Raw genomic sequence first — 14062 nt, forward strand, 5'->3', positions numbered from 1 at the left:
TTCTCTGGCATATTCTGCTGTGATGCCTGCGGTAACCCACGGATATGATTAACGAATTTCCTCCGAAAAGCCGGGGGTAATCTACAGAACCCGCGCCACTTCATGTATGATTTTTCTCCCCGTTCGGGCGGCTGCGCTGATTTTCACCGGCCGCGCGCCGAGCGGTCGATCATTGCGGATAATGATTCAGGCGAAGAATACGATTCGTCGCCAACGATAAATAACAATCCCGACCATCTTTCAGAACGCTGAATTATCGTGAGGGCATCACAGGGAGCATGACTATGAAAGGCGCTTATCTCGCACTTGCGCTCGGTTTATTTACCGGTTCGGCGCTGGCGGCCGAGCGGGTGATCCATTTTGGCACCAGCGCAACCTATCCGCCGTTTGAATTCGTCGACGGCAATAATCAGGTGGCGGGTTTTGATATTGATATCGCCAGAGCGGTATGTAAGGAGCTACAGGCTACCTGCAGCTTCACCAATCAGAGTTTTGATAGCCTTATTCCGGCACTGCGTTTTAAGAAAATGGATGCGGCGATCGCCGGGATGGATATCACGCCGCTGCGTGAGAAGCAGGTGGATTTTTCGACGCCGTACTTCAACGAACTGTCGGCGGTGGCGGTCGTGCGCAAAGATACCTTCCACACCTTTGCCGATTTAAAAGGCAAGAAGCTTGGTCTGGAGAACGGCACTTCCCATCAGCGCTACCTTCAGGATCGCCATCGTGAGATTGCGTCGCAGGCCTATGACAGCTATCTGAACGCGCTTGTCGATCTGCGTAACGGGCGGCTGGACGGCGTGTTTGGCGACGTATCGGCGATGAAAAACTGGTTAAAGGAAAACCCGGATTTCGTCATCATGGATGAGCGCGCCACCGACCCGGAGTATTACGGCAAAGGGCTGGGCATTGCGCTGCGTAAGGGCAATCCGCTGCTGGCGGAGATCAACCAGGCGCTGGAGAAAGTGATGGCTTCACCTGAATACAGCGAAATTAAAGATCGCTGGATTAAATAATCCAGCCGATAGCGACCGGGAGTCTTAACCATTCTGCGTCACGCCCGTTCTTCGCCAGGAACGGGAGCGATTCGTGACGCATTTGTTTTATATGCCAGTAAAACCTCTTTCTGTCGCTTAAAACGTCGTAATCCCTTCTTCGCCTTTCTGGCGCCCGGAATAGCGACTTTATAGCCGAATTTATTCTTCTCTTCGCCACGCGGGGACGGGCGGTGCGCCACTTTCGCTTGCTGGCAGCGGATAGCGGATTATTCGTTCTTGCGGGTAACGTTTTCTTCACAATGACAATTGTGCATTTTATCGCTCTTTCCCCTCGTTGAGCATCTCAGGCATGTATTTATTAAGGTTATTGGTAGACAACAGCGTTGGCTGAACGGCACGGATAGCTATAAAAATAATTATATTTAACCGTTTGTTTTATAAATAAAAAGATATCTAAGATGCTCTGTTTTATGATGTCAATCACATTTTCTCTCTCGCCAACTTTAAATCTGTAAAAGTAGACGTTTGTCGACTTTTCATCTAAAAAGTTGGGGGAAGGGACTAGACAGGACCATTATTAGGTTATCAAATGGTTAAATAACGTCACATTAAATGTGAATGATTGGCCTTGTGTATAAAAGGCCAACACGCTTTCCGCTGCGCTAAAGCGCTGCGGACATCTTTGGGAGAAGTTATGCATTCCTCTGTTAATAAAAATGAATCTCGGACCTTTTTCGGTCATCCTTACCCGCTCGGTTCGCTGTTTTTCACCGAAATGTGGGAACGGTTCTCGTTTTACGGCATTCGTCCATTACTGATCCTGTTTATGGCGGCCACCGTCTATGACGGCGGGATGGGGCTGGCGCGTGAGAACGCTTCGGCCATCGTCGGGATTTTTGCCGGGACCATGTATCTTGCCGCGCTGCCCGGCGGCTGGCTGGCGGACAACTGGCTCGGGCAACAAAAAGCGGTCTGGTATGGTTCGATACTGATCGCGCTGGGCCATCTCTCCATCGCGCTGTCGGCGGTGATGGGCGATAGCCTGTTCTTTATCGGCCTGATGCTTATCGTGCTCGGTTCCGGCCTGTTCAAAACCTGTATTTCGGTGATGGTTGGTACGCTGTACAAGAAAGGCGATGCGCGCCGCGATGGCGGCTTCTCGCTGTTCTACATGGGCATCAACATGGGCTCGTTTATCGCCCCGCTGATCTCCGGCTGGCTGATCAAATCCCACGGCTGGCACTGGGGCTTTGGCATCGGCGGCATCGGGATGCTGGTCGCGCTGATAATCTTCCGCGTCTTTGCCGTCCCGGCGATGAAACGCTATGACAGCGAAGTCGGCCTCGATTCCACCTGGAACAGCCCGGTAGTGAAACGAAACGGCGTCGGCGCATGGCTACTGGCGCTGACGGTAGGCGTAGCGGTTATTGTCGCGTTGATTGCCCAGGGCGTTATCGTGATTAACCCGGTGGCGGTGGCCAGCGTGCTGGTCTACGTGATTGCGGCGTCGGTGGTGCTCTATTTTATCTACCTGTTCGTCTTCGCCGGGCTGAGCCGTAAAGAGCGCGCTCGCCTGCTGGTATGCTTTATCCTGCTGATTTCGGCGGCCTTTTTCTGGTCAGCGTTTGAGCAGAAACCGACCTCGTTTAACCTGTTCGCTAACGACTATACCAACCGTACGATCGGCTCGTTCGAGATCCCGGCGGTGTGGTTCCAGTCGATTAACGCCCTGTTTATCATTCTGCTGGCGCCGGTATTTAGCTGGGCCTGGCCTGCGCTGGCGCGCAAAAACGTACGTCCGAGCAGCATCACCAAGTTTGTTATCGGTATTTTGTGCGCGGCGGCGGGCTTTGGCCTGATGATGCTGGCGGCGCAAAATGTCCTGAGCAACAACGGCGCGGGCGTTTCGCCGATGTGGCTGGTGGGCAGCATTCTGATGCTGACGCTGGGCGAGCTGTGCCTCAGTCCGATTGGTCTCGCGACCATGACTCTGCTGGCACCGGAAAGAATGCGCGGCCAGATGATGGGGCTGTGGTTCTGCGCCAGCGCCCTGGGGAACCTGGCTGCGGGTCTGATTGGCGGTCACGTGAAGGCCGATCAGCTGGATATGCTGCCTGACCTGTTTGCACGCTGCTCCATTGCGCTGCTGATCTGCGCCGCGGTGCTGTGCCTGCTGATTGTTCCGGTGCGCCGGATGCTGGAAAACACCAAATCCAGCGAGCAAAAACCGGCGGCGAATACCTGACGGCGAAAGCGGTAAATAAAAAGCCGGCGCTCTGCGCCGGCTTTTTATTGGTCAAACCCCGGATTGCGGCGCGAAGCGCCTTATCCGGGCTACCAGACCTGCAGGCGGCGATGAATCGTGTGGGCTACCGGTCCGCAGACGGTGGTGAACCCCTAGCCCGGGCAAGGCGCGTTAAGCGCCGCCCCCGGGAGCAGGGCGCAGTGCGGCAGAATTCCCGGAGGCGATGCTGCGCATCTGTCCGGGCTACCAGACCTGCAGACGGCGGTGAGTGGGGCTCGCAGACGGCGGTGAATGGTGGGGGTTACCGGTCCGCAGACGGTGGTGAACCCGTAGCCCGGGCAAGGCGCGTTAAGCGCCGCCCCCGGGAACAGGGCGCAGTGCGGCAGAATTTCCCGGAGGCGATGCTGCGCATCTGTCCGGGCTACCAGACCCGCAGACGGCGGTGAATGGGGCTCGCAGACGGCGGTGAATCGTGGGGGTTACCGGCTTACAGACGGCGGTGAACCTGTAGCCCGGGCAAGGCGCGTTAAGCGCCGCCCCCGGGAGCAGAGCCTGGCGCGAGTAGGGAAATTGACGGCTATTGCGCCACTTCTTTCCCTGGGGACGCCACCGCCGGGCCGCGGTAATCGCCGCCCAGGGCTTTAATCAAGGTGATATCGGTGCTGAGCCGCTGGGCCTCGATATCCAGCAGCAAAAGCTGCTGCGCGATGGCCGGACGACGCGCCTCCTGCGCCGCATAGTAGCTGACCAGTCCGCGCTGATGGTGCGCGCTGGCGCTTCGGGTGGTCATCATCGCCGCCGCGACTTTCTGCTGCTGCAGCGCGGCCTGCTGGTTCAAATCGTTCAACTGGCTGGAGCTAATCGCCACGTCGCGCACCGCGTCCAGCACCGCTTGGTTGTACTGCTTAATTAAAATATTGCTCGCCGTACGCGTCGATTTCAGGTTGGCGTTTAAGCGCCCGCCGTCAAACAACGGCAAATAGAGCCCCGGCAGCAGGTTGATCTGCTGGAATGAGGACTTAAACAGATCGCCGACGCTCAGCGCGTTGTAGCCCCAGAAGGCTTTGATATCGAAGTGCGGGTAAAACGCCGCTTTTGCCGCGTCCACCTGGTTCATCGAAGCGCTGACGTAGCCGCGCAGCGCCTGCAGATCCGGGCGACGGGCCAGCAGTTCAAACGAAAGCGAATCCGGGAGCGTTTCCTGCAGCGCCGGCAGCGGCACGGGATGAATCTCCGGCATGCTATGCGCATCGGCGCCAATCAGCGCCCGCAGCGTTTCCCGATACTGCGTCAGCGTCCCCTGCGCCGTAATCACCTGCTGCTGCGCCGCCAGCAGCTCTGCCTGGGCGTTGGCGACATCGACGCTATCCTCCACGCCGCGCGCGGTACGATGCTCATGCGCCTGCACCGAGAGCCTGGCGATGGCCTCCAGCTGATTAAGTAATGCGATTTTCTGGAAAGTTGCCTGCATCGCGAAATAGAGCTGGGCCACGCTGCTGGCAAGATCCAGCTCGATGCCGCCGGTCTCCGCCTGGCGGGCGTTCTTTTCGCCAATCGCGGCGGCAACGCGGGCGCGGTCGGCGCCCCATAAATCGATATTCAGCGTCGCCCCGACGCCAACCGTATTCAGCGTGTACCAGGGGCCGTTTTTATCCACCGGCAGGGAGAAGGAGTAGGGCCAGGTGAACTGTTTATTGGTGACCCGCAGACGGTTTTGCGCCGCCACGGCGGTGGCCTGCACGCCCATTGCCGACTGCGCCAGCTCGACCGTGGACTGCGATTGCGAAATACGCAGCCGCGCCGCCTGCATGGTGGGGGAGTTCTGCAGCGCGCGATTGACCAGCATATTTAGCTGCGGATCCTGATAGCCTTCCCACCAGCGCGCCGTCGGCCAGCCGCTATTCGCCAGATGGATCACCTGCGCCAGCTCGGCCTGCTGCGGATTGACCAGCGGAACCTGGCCGGGATCGTCCTGAATTAATGCGCACCCGGTTAACAGCGTCAGGGCGAAGGCAAACACCGGGGATCGCGAGGCGCGCGGGAGAGTAGAGGTTTTAATCATGATTGCATTGCCTGTCGCGGAATATCGGAAGACGCAAATGGCCACGCCGGCAGAGCGGCCAGCGCGTTGACCAGCGGTGCGCCAAATGGATTCGCCGGGTCCGGGAGAAGCGCCTGAGGGCGTTCTACGGCAGTTTGCTGCGCGTCGATATCGGCAGCGTAGCCTTCAAGCCGCCGGGCGCAGCGGGGTAAAAAAGTATCCCCCGGCGCGGCGTACAGACGATAGCCTTCGCTGAGGCGCAGGATCTCTTCCGCCTGATGGAACGTCGCCCGCACCGGCCAGTTTTTGGCTTCCGGCCACGGGTGGGCGTAGGTTCCCAGCGGCTCGGCGGCTACCCGGTTGATTAAGGTTTCGCTCTCGGTCAGCGCGGCAAATAGCGGTACCAGCTGAACCTCATCGTCGCTTGAGGAGAGGGTCTGCGCCAGCTGGCGATAAAGCTGCGCCAGACGCGCTTTGAGCTGCGGGGCTTCGCTATCCGGCCATAAATAGAGATGTACAATCGAGGAGACCAGCACGCCGAGCAGGATACCGATAACCCGGTCGCGCAGTTCGGTAAGGTTGCTGAGCGGGCCAAACCAGCTGAGGAACGCCAGCGCAAAGGTGAAACCTATCTGGATCCCGGCGTAGGCGATGCGCTCTGAGCCTGCCGCAATCCACGCGGCCAGCGCGAACACCGGCAGGGTCATCGCCAGCAGGCCGCTCAGCGAGTCGGTCCAGGGCTGCACAAAGACGATCAGGAGCAGCGCAATCAGCGTCGCCAGCAGCGCGCCGCCGATGCGCAGCCACGTTTTCTGCATGGTAGCGCCCAGACCCGGCTGGGCGACAATGACGCAGCTCAGCATAATGGTGTGGATGCCCTGCCAGTCTGCGGCGGTATAGAAAACGTAGCACAGCAGCGTCGCCAGCAGCGTTTTCAGGGCAAAGTGCAGATAGACCGGATTGGACCACGCGTCCGGCAGCAGCAGCGGCGCTTTTTCCACTTCACCCTGCGGTAACGCGATGGTTTCGCCGCGCGCCAGCCGCGCCAGCACCTCGGCGATCTCCTGCAAAATGGCGCTGTTATCGCTATCGCGCGGGACCATCAACGGCTCCATATCCGCCGCCGTGGGGTGGGGCAGATTATCCGCCAGCGCGTTCAGCTCGCGGGCTATCCGCTGGCGCGCATCGGAATGGTCGCGGCCCGGTTGTAGCAGCGCCGTTAAATGGTAGCAGCGCAGCGCGGCGGCCATCAGCGATTGCCAGGCCTGCGGACTGGCGGCAATCTCCGGCGTGGCGCGAGCGGCTTGCTGGTACAGGGACTGCAACTGGTTAAACTGGCCGGCGATCTCTTTAAAGGAGGGTTGCGGCGCCCCGCCATCCGGTTGGCTAAGAATCCGCGCCGTCTGGCGCAGCATGACCACCAGCCGGGCTTTAAACTGATAGCCGGGGAACGCCTGTTGGAAACAGGCGTTGACCAGCAACGTCACCAGAATGGCGGTGTTAATCGCCACCCATAGCCACAGCAGCAGGCGTACCAGAATTTCGCTCTGGCTGGTCATCGACGGGAAGGTCTGGGCGTAGATGACTGCCAGCGCCACCACGAAAAACGCCAGCCCCAGCTTGCCGAGGACCCGCATCAGGTAAATCGCACAGAAGAACAGGATCACCGAGGCAACCAGGCGAATTAGCGGATAGTCATAGGTCCACTTAATAATCAGCAGTACGCCGCCCAGGGCGACGCTGACGGTCACCACGAAAACCACGCTGACCAGCTTAATCATCAGGACGTTAGGCTGGCTGACGTAAAACACCACGATCAGCGCCACGGCGAGGAAGGGAATATGCAGCGTCATAAACAGCACAATCAGCACCGCACAGCTGAGCGTCAGGCGCAGGGTATAGTTCGCCCGCCCCGGCGCATCGCGGAGTTCCCGGGTCAGAAACGGCCACAAGCTTTGCATGCCGTCTCCTTATTGCGGCTGGAGAACGGCGCTGGCGGAAGCGCCCATGCGAAACAGGTTCGGGTCGGGATCTTTGACGGCGATTTTAACCGGGAAGCGCTGGGAGACATGGACCCAGTTGATGCTCTTCTGAATAACCGGCAGGCCTTCAATGACGCTGCCGCCGTCGGGCAGAACGCCGGTGCCGACCGAGTCGACTACGCCCTCGAAGGTGCGGCCATGGTTGGTCATTACGGTAATTCTGGCCGGAACGCCGGGCCGAACACTCTGCAAGTCGGTTTCGCGGAAGTTTGCCACCACGTACCAGTGGTCGTCATCCAGCAGGGTAAAGACCGGCTTAAGGGCCGAGGCGTACTGGCCGATCGTCGTCTTCAGCGCCACCACCACGCCGTTAAACGGCGCGCGCACTTCGGTAAATTCGAGATGCAGCTCGGCCAGCGCAATTTGCGCCAGGATCCCCGCGCGCTGCGCCACCATGGCATCAACGCCGGTCACGGCCGCGGAAGCCTGTTTCGCCTGCAGCAGGGTGGCCTCCAGTTCGGCGCGCGCCGCTTTTTCGGCCGTTCGCGCCTGATCCAGATCTTCTTGTGAGGCAAACCCCTGCGGTACCAGCGGCTCAAGGCGTATGCGTGAAGAGGTGGTCTGCTTAACCAGCGCTTTAGCGCGTTCAACGGCGGCGTTGACCGACTGCGCGTTGTACTCCTGCGCTTTGATGGTGCGCTGGGTCAGCATAATCTGCGCATCAAGCGTGGTCAGCCGCGCCTTGGCATCATCAAGCATCGCCTGGTAGGGACGCGGGTCGATGCGGAACAGCAGATCGCCTTTTTTCACCCGCTGATTGTCGCGAATCGGCATTTCGACGATCCGCCCGCTCACTTCCGGCACCACGTCGATGGTGTCGGCATATACGTAAGCATCGTTGGTTTCCGGCGAGGTTTGCAGCTGCCAGATAACCAGAATCAGCGCCACGATCGCGGCGAGAACGAGCGCCAGCAGGGGCCATTTTTTGCGGATAACGCTTGAGCGGGATTGGGTCATAGGGATCTAGTTTACGAAGAACAGGAACCACAGAATCGTGGCGAACAGGAACATCAGCGCCAGATAGCTGAAGACCAGTGGAGAAAATCGCGATTGCCATCCTTGACGCACAATCAGGATATGGCAGGGAATAAGTAACAGCGCGGCGCCTAATAAGCAGAAGAACCAGCCGGGAAATGCTGCGCCTAAAACCGGAATCGCCGGGGATAATGAGCAGCCGGAGAGCGTAAATAGCGAAAATAAGAGCGCAGGGCCCGCCAGCTTAACAATGCGATTCAAGACGAAATACCTGAGTGCTCGGATTAAGGTGAAATGAGTTTAATCTCACTGTCGGGGAAATAAAAGGCGGAGAGAACAGAAGCGTCTGTATTCCATCGATAAACAGGATATTTTCTATGGATAACACCTGCATAGAAAATCATTCATTCTGCATTAACGACCAGCGGTGGGCGAAATAAAATTTCGCGTGTCACCGATAGTCGGCGGTGGCTGGCAGGGCTATGCTTAGAGCCAGGACTATAAAAAATAGTCAGAACTGAGGCAATGTCATGGATAAAGAATTACTGCAAGCGGGCTATCGCGCCTATACCGGAGAGAAAATAGATGTCTACTTTAATACCGATATCTGCCAGCACTCGGGTAACTGCGTACGCGGTAGCGCGAAGCTCTTCAACCTGAAACGTAAACCGTGGATCGTCCCGGATGAAGTGGACGTGGCCACGGTGGTCAAGGTGATTGATACCTGCCCGAGCGGCGCGCTGAAGTATCGCCAAAAATAAGCGAGGAAATGATGGAAATACTGGAAGGTCATAACAAGTTTTACGTCAATGACGCCGACGGGAAGCAGGTGGCGGAAATTGTTTTTGTGCCTACGGGCGAGCACCTCAGCATTATTGAACATACTGACGTCGACCCCAGTCTGAAAGGCCAGGGCGTGGGAAAAAAGCTGGTGGCGAAAGTGGTGGAAAAAATGCGCGGCGAGCAGCGTAAAATTATTCCGCTATGCCCGTTTGCCAAACATGAATTTGATCATACCCGCGAGTACGACGATATTCGCGCCTGAAATAAATGCGCCAGCGCGCTGGCGCCACCTTTTTATCTGACGCCGTGTTACCCGGCGATAAGGTTCAGATCGCGGCCGGATAAAAGCTGGTGGATAAGGTCACTGACGTTTTCCCGCTCCACCGGCGGCGAGATGAAATAACCCTGAAAACGGTCGATCCCCAGCGCCTTCAGTCGGTTGAATTTATCCAGACTGTCCACGCCTTCGGCAACACAGCGGCTACCGGTTAGCTGACAGTAGTAGAGCAGACTTTTGATTAGGGCCAGGGCGTGAGGATCGCGCTGCATGTCGTTGACGATGCTCATATCCAGCTTATAGGCGCTGAACCTGACCGATCGTACCGGAAACATGACGCTGCTTTGTGAAAAGCAGTCATCCAGCATAATGGTAAAGCCCTGCTTGCGTAGCCGGGAAATATTGTCGGCAATTTTACTCTGCAGGTTGAGGTCCAGGGTTTCAGCAAATTCCAGTACCAGCCTCGAAGACATATGGGGCTGACGCAGCTGCTGGCGCGCGGTCTCCACCATCCGGAGCAGGTTGTCATTGCTGGCGATAGCAGCGGGAATATTGACCGAGAAATAAAACTCTCCGGAGTGCAGATTAATATTCTCCACGGCCTCGCGAATCACAAAGGCGGTCAACACCAGCCAGGCATACGCGGAATGTACCTGCGGCAAAAACTCGCCCGGCAGCATAACCTGTCCCTTTTGCCGCCAGCGACAGAGGATCTCCAACCCTTTTAGCTGCATCCGACCATCGGTGATGGGCTGGAATACCGGGAAAATTTGCCGACAGTGAATGGCGTGGACAAATTCGCGCTCGAAGGCGGAAAGCGCAGCATCCGGTTGGATCTTCTGCCCTTTGGTCTGGCTGCCGGGGAATCGGGTTGCCAGCTGAGGATGATGTTCCACCATTTTTTTCAGTCCTGCCGTTCGCTGGTTATAAAGCGTTTTGTGGCTAATGCCGCGGCGCTTTGCCTGGGCGTTGACGCTGTATCCGCTGAGTAGACCGAGAATGGCATTTAGCTCCGGCCGGGTGAGCCCGCCAGGGCGCTTTCCGCCGAGGCGTATCTCTTCGTCGGCCAGCTGTTTAAGTGAAGGATATCTTTGCAAAATATAGTCCTGCAGCACCGCGGTCAGGCTGGGGACGGGCAGGTCCGAGGCGGCGGTGCGCACTTCGGCAAGCAAACGGTGATCGATGACCTGATGCAGCAGCGTATGCCACAGCCAGCTGGCCGGGCTGCGGCTGAGGATCAGCATCGGCAGCGGCGTCGCGGAGTGTTCAAGAAACGCAGCGGCCTGCTGCAGGGTGGTGAGCAGCCTGGCCGGGGTTTCCGGCAGAAAAACGATAAGGCGGCGAATGCCCGTGTCGCCGGGAAGCATCTGCGTATCCGACGGCAGCACAACGGGCCGCATGCCGCTGGCCATCATCACTTTGACTAATCCATCGGCGACCAGCGAGCAGGGCGAAAGGATATAGTCCACTCCCGCTCTGCCGCGCGCCGCGGGCGCGTTACTGGTAAACAAAGGTCACCCCAATAATGGATTGCACGTTGCCCGCGGTGACCTGGCCGCTGGTTCGCGCATAGGTTGCGGTGAGTCCGAGGTTGACCGCGGAGGTGCCCACGGTTCCCATAGAGACGGTACTGTTTGAGCGCAGAATAGTGCCATTGCGCAATAGCTGAACGCCTATCCCCTGGGCCGGTGAGGCGGAAGAGGTATTGGTGAAAACGCTGTTGGCGCTATCCGCCGTGGTGCCGGAGAGGTAAAAACCTATCTTTTGATTTTGCCCGCAGCGTACCGTGAGCGGAACAGCGGTCGAACCCGGGTACTCAGGCAGCGTTACCGTGACGTTGCGAGCGGAAACATCGCAGCCGCCCGTCGGGATAATCACGCTATTGTTGGCATAGATGTTCCAGGTAAATTTAGAGGTACGAACGTTACCGCCGCCGTTGATATCCGAACCCACCTGATACATGACCAGCGTGGCGATATGCGAGCCGGCGCTTATCGCCAGCCCGGAGGCGGTGGATATTGGCGTCAGGTAGAGCTGGGTATTCCAGCTGGTGTAGTTGCCGGAAGTAAAATTATGGCTGGCGGTCGGGGAGTTTAGCGGGAAGCTATAGCTAACTCCGTAGTACTTTAAAGAACCGGTAAAATTGGTCAGCAGGCCGCTATAGGCCGAGCCCTGTAGCATGCTTACCATGTCGTTTCGCCTGTCCGGCGCGTCATTTTTACAAAAAATCGAGCTGGATAAGTCGACGACCAGGTTCTGCCCCGCTCCGAGGCTTGGCTGCAGGTTAACGTAGACGTTGGATTCTTTCCCGCCGGTATCGCTGTTTAATATGGTGCCGGTGGAGTCGTAGCAGGTATAAGCCCTGACGCTGGTGGAAAAGCCCGCTAACACAAGCGCCAGCCACAGCGCGTTGACCAGCGCCATACGACATCTACGGGGAGCGGTAATCCGCTGATTCATAACGTTCTCCTGCCTTATAGCCAGGTGTAGGTGACGTTAATCACCGCCTGGATTGTTCCTTGCGTTGGTCCGCCGTTAACCGTCAGCGCCCTGACGCGCAATGGAAAGCGGGTGGATTGCGTGGCATCGTTGACGGCCACCGTTTTGCTTGTGCCGTTGTTAAACCGGGCGCCGCTGGTATCCTGCAATTCCAGCTGGAGGTTGCCCGCCGTTCCCTGATTTTTGTAGTAGCCCGTGCTGTCCGCCGTTCCGCTGAAGGTGGCGGTGACCCGCGAGGTGCCGACCGGACAGTTGCTGAGATCGAGGGTGACGTCATGCCAGCCTGATGCCGAGCCGGGTGAAAGCATGTTAAAGGTGTATAAATCACCAAGGTCAACGGTGGCCTTCGGCGTGGCGATGGTGCAGGGTTTGGCCACCACTTTACCGTTAACGGTAATGGTCACGTCGGCGGCGCGGGGGGCGCTGGCGAAGGCCATCATTAACGCCAGCAGCCAGGGTGCATGAGTCCATTTCATTTCAGCCTCCGGTTACTGAAATTCAAGCGTGAAGGTTGCGGTGGCATTAACGTGTCCTGCCGTAATCGGGACGCGCGCGGCCATCAGCCTGGCGTAGAAGTTGAGGGTGTTGGTCTGCCCGGGTTTCAGCGTGGTCCACGCGATGTTTGACGAGGGGGCGTTGAGTACCAGGGGCGCCCGGCTGCCGTTAAGGATCTGCACGCCGATGCCGGACGCTGCCGATACGCCACTGTCCAGCTTAAGCAGGCTGGTGTTGTCGCTGTCCGCTATGCCGATAAAGCCGACTTTAACCGCGGTGACGGAGCCGCCGCAGGGCGACAGCACGATGCGAAACGGCACCAGCGGCGTGGTCGTGCCGACGGCATTAAACTGTTTGGCGGCGTTATTCATCAGATCGACGGTAAAATCTTTTGACTCACCTGCGACGGCGCAGGTGTTATCCCTGACATATCCGCTAATCGTGATGGTGCTATCGGCGGCAGGGGTGCTGAAGGAGACCAGAGAGAGTATGGCGCCCAGCAGATACAGGTTTTTTCTCATCATCATGGTTTCCTTAGCGGCACGCTGCCGACAGCTGGCTTAACGCCTGGTTCTGGCTTTCCGGCGGCAGGCTGTAGCTGGCCTCACAGCTGGCGTTCGGACCTTCGCCCCATTTCGCCCGCACCTTGCCCGCCAGCGGCATCCCGCTCAGGTAGACCTGGCCGTTATCGGCGACGATACTGCTGCCCTGGCTATCGACAGCCGAGGCTATGGCGCCAAAAGGAACCGGTTTACCGTTGTGAGTCAGCGTCATCAGCAGCTTCATGCCGACGCTGGCCTTAAATTCGGCGCGCGCAATCGCCCCGTGGGTGGGCACAATACTGACCACCGCATCATCAAGGTCGACGTTATTGGCCAGCGTATTGGTGTCCAGCGCCACCCGGTTTTCCCGGTATTCGGTGGCGTAGGGCAGAACGGCGTAGCCGCGCCAGTCGGTCCGTACCCCGGTCTGGTTTTCTACCTTCACGCCATCCGCGCCGGGGGCTTTGATCAGCACGACCGTGTCGTTCATCGGCTGGCTCAGGGTGACGCCGTCAGCGTGGGCCAGCACGCCGCCGCTCAGGCCGTAGTAGAGCTGTTTGATACCGTCGCTGCGGCTGTAGCCGACGTTGGCGTTACCGTAGCCGCCGCGGTAGTTCAGCGCCGCGTATCCGGTGCCGCCGCTGTTGCCATCGCCGCCGCCGGCGTAGCCGGTCTGTACGCTGTAGCTCAGGTTGTTGTCCTCCAGCAGCGTGCCGTACAGGCCGGCAAGGCTGGTGGTCCTGCCGTTCAGATCGTTGGACATGCTGTAGCTGGCGTTACCGTTTCTCCAGGCGGAGGTGCTGTCGGAACGCATCCAGTGGCTGAACGGGATACTGACGTTGAGCGCCAGCATCTGGTCGCGCCCCTGCTGCCAGGCGTTTCTGGTCAGGCTGTAGCTCAGGGTCCAGTTGATATCGTCGACGGCGGCGTTAAGCCCGGCCTGGAGCTGCTGGTCGGCGCTGCTGGTTCCCCAGTAGGTCTGGTGGCTGCCGCTCAGGTAGAGCGTGGCGGTACGCCCCAGCTGCTGGGTGACGCTGAGCTGTACCCTGCCGCGCTTGTTGTACGCGAGGTTGTAGTAATCGGTGAACTTCGGCTTCATCTGCACCACGCCGTCCTGGGTCTCGACGTTGTAGCCGCTCATCCGGTTATAGGTGGTGTCGGCAAA

13 protein-coding genes are annotated in these 14062 nt (G+C 58.4%); 4 read left to right on the top strand and 9 right to left on the bottom strand.

The features are described from left to right. Window positions 1-284 precede the first annotated feature (284 nt). Window positions 285-1016 carry an arginine ABC transporter substrate-binding protein gene (locus KO1_RS14750; protein ID WP_016809709.1) on the top strand — a complete coding sequence of 244 codons (732 nt, stop codon included), beginning with the start codon at window positions 285-287 and terminating at the stop codon, window positions 1014-1016. A gap of 676 nt (window positions 1017-1692) precedes the next feature. Beyond that, complete coding sequence (locus KO1_RS14755) at window positions 1693-3243, top strand: peptide MFS transporter (RefSeq protein ID WP_064406961.1); 1551 nt, start codon at window positions 1693-1695, stop codon at window positions 3241-3243. Between the two features lie 577 nt (window positions 3244-3820). On the opposite strand, the gene KO1_RS14760 is transcribed toward KO1_RS14755, so the two are convergent. Genes KO1_RS14760 through KO1_RS14775 form a run of 4 tightly spaced genes read right to left on the bottom strand, consistent with a single transcriptional unit; the run spans window position 3821 to window position 8562 of the window. Then, complete coding sequence (locus KO1_RS14760) at window positions 3821-5305, bottom strand: MdtP family multidrug efflux transporter outer membrane subunit (RefSeq protein ID WP_064406962.1); 1485 nt, start codon at window positions 5303-5305, stop codon at window positions 3821-3823. Further along, window positions 5302-7245 (bottom strand): FUSC family protein, encoded by a 1944-nt coding sequence (locus KO1_RS14765; RefSeq protein WP_064406963.1) that lies wholly within the window; start codon window positions 7243-7245, stop codon window positions 5302-5304. The genes KO1_RS14760 and KO1_RS14765 overlap by 4 nt, the downstream gene beginning before the upstream one ends. A gap of 9 nt (window positions 7246-7254) precedes the next feature. Next, complete coding sequence (gene mdtN, locus KO1_RS14770) at window positions 7255-8283, bottom strand: multidrug transporter subunit MdtN (RefSeq protein ID WP_004105396.1); 1029 nt, start codon at window positions 8281-8283, stop codon at window positions 7255-7257. Between the two features lie 6 nt (window positions 8284-8289). Next, window positions 8290-8562, bottom strand: coding sequence for a YtcA family lipoprotein (locus KO1_RS14775; RefSeq protein ID WP_004105391.1), 273 nt, complete (start codon window positions 8560-8562; stop codon window positions 8290-8292). A 269-nt stretch (window positions 8563-8831) separates the two neighbouring features. Here KO1_RS14775 and yjdI point away from each other — a divergent pair, with 269 nt between their 5' ends. Together yjdI and KO1_RS14785 are read left to right on the top strand one after the other, a co-directional pair. Continuing rightward, on the top strand, window positions 8832-9062 hold the full coding sequence (gene yjdI, locus KO1_RS14780) for a 4Fe-4S mono-cluster protein YjdI (RefSeq protein ID WP_004105390.1): 231 nt from the start codon (window positions 8832-8834) through the stop codon (window positions 9060-9062). A gap of 11 nt (window positions 9063-9073) precedes the next feature. After that, entirely contained in the window at window positions 9074-9346 is a 273-nt protein-coding gene (locus KO1_RS14785) for a GNAT family N-acetyltransferase (RefSeq protein ID WP_004115198.1), read from the top strand. 47 nt (window positions 9347-9393) lie between these two features. Here the strand turns inward: KO1_RS14785 and KO1_RS14790 are convergent, their stop codons facing one another. The 5 genes from KO1_RS14790 to KO1_RS14810 all read right to left on the bottom strand — a co-directional run. Next, window positions 9394-10830: an EAL domain-containing protein gene (locus KO1_RS14790; RefSeq protein WP_077258035.1), complete on the bottom strand. Its 1437-nt coding sequence runs from the start codon at window positions 10828-10830 to the stop codon at window positions 9394-9396. Window positions 10831-10858: 28 nt separating this feature from the next. Continuing rightward, entirely contained in the window at window positions 10859-11821 is a 963-nt protein-coding gene (locus KO1_RS14795) for a fimbrial protein (RefSeq protein WP_023321574.1), read from the bottom strand. Between the two features lie 14 nt (window positions 11822-11835). Continuing rightward, complete coding sequence (gene fimG / locus KO1_RS14800; RefSeq protein WP_032729038.1) at window positions 11836-12336, bottom strand: type 1 fimbrial minor subunit FimG; 501 nt, start codon at window positions 12334-12336, stop codon at window positions 11836-11838. A 12-nt stretch (window positions 12337-12348) separates the two neighbouring features. After that, the gene (gene fimF, locus KO1_RS14805; RefSeq protein WP_064406964.1) at window positions 12349-12879 is read right to left on the bottom strand and encodes a type 1 fimbrial adaptor subunit FimF; all 531 of its coding nucleotides are present in this window, start codon (window positions 12877-12879) and stop codon (window positions 12349-12351) included. 10 nt (window positions 12880-12889) lie between these two features. Further along, on the bottom strand, window positions 12890-14062 hold a 1173-nt coding region (locus KO1_RS14810), incomplete at its 5' end, for a fimbria/pilus outer membrane usher protein (RefSeq protein WP_148719759.1).

This window comes from Klebsiella oxytoca NBRC 105695 (genome assembly GCF_001598695.1).
In the GTDB taxonomy this organism is placed as follows: Bacteria; Pseudomonadota; Gammaproteobacteria; order Enterobacterales; family Enterobacteriaceae; genus Klebsiella; species Klebsiella oxytoca.

What these genes read in the sequence shown, in the direction of transcription:
- KO1_RS14750 (WP_016809709.1), top strand. Translation starts at nt 285, where the DNA reads ATGAAAGGCGCTTATCTCGCACTTGCGCTCGGTTTATTTACCGGTTCG.
- KO1_RS14755 (WP_064406961.1), top strand. Translation starts at nt 1,693, where the DNA reads ATGCATTCCTCTGTTAATAAAAATGAATCTCGGACCTTTTTCGGTCAT.
- KO1_RS14760 (WP_064406962.1), bottom strand. Translation starts at nt 5,305, where the DNA reads ATGATTAAAACCTCTACTCTCCCGCGCGCCTCGCGATCCCCGGTGTTT.
- KO1_RS14765 (WP_064406963.1), bottom strand. Translation starts at nt 7,245, where the DNA reads ATGCAAAGCTTGTGGCCGTTTCTGACCCGGGAACTCCGCGATGCGCCG.
- mdtN (WP_004105396.1), bottom strand. Translation starts at nt 8,283, where the DNA reads ATGACCCAATCCCGCTCAAGCGTTATCCGCAAAAAATGGCCCCTGCTG.
- yjdI (WP_004105390.1), top strand. Translation starts at nt 8,832, where the DNA reads ATGGATAAAGAATTACTGCAAGCGGGCTATCGCGCCTATACCGGAGAG.
- KO1_RS14785 (WP_004115198.1), top strand. Translation starts at nt 9,074, where the DNA reads ATGGAAATACTGGAAGGTCATAACAAGTTTTACGTCAATGACGCCGAC.
- KO1_RS14795 (WP_023321574.1), bottom strand. Translation starts at nt 11,821, where the DNA reads ATGAATCAGCGGATTACCGCTCCCCGTAGATGTCGTATGGCGCTGGTC.
- fimG (WP_032729038.1), bottom strand. Translation starts at nt 12,336, where the DNA reads ATGAAATGGACTCATGCACCCTGGCTGCTGGCGTTAATGATGGCCTTC.
- fimF (WP_064406964.1), bottom strand. Translation starts at nt 12,879, where the DNA reads ATGATGAGAAAAAACCTGTATCTGCTGGGCGCCATACTCTCTCTGGTC.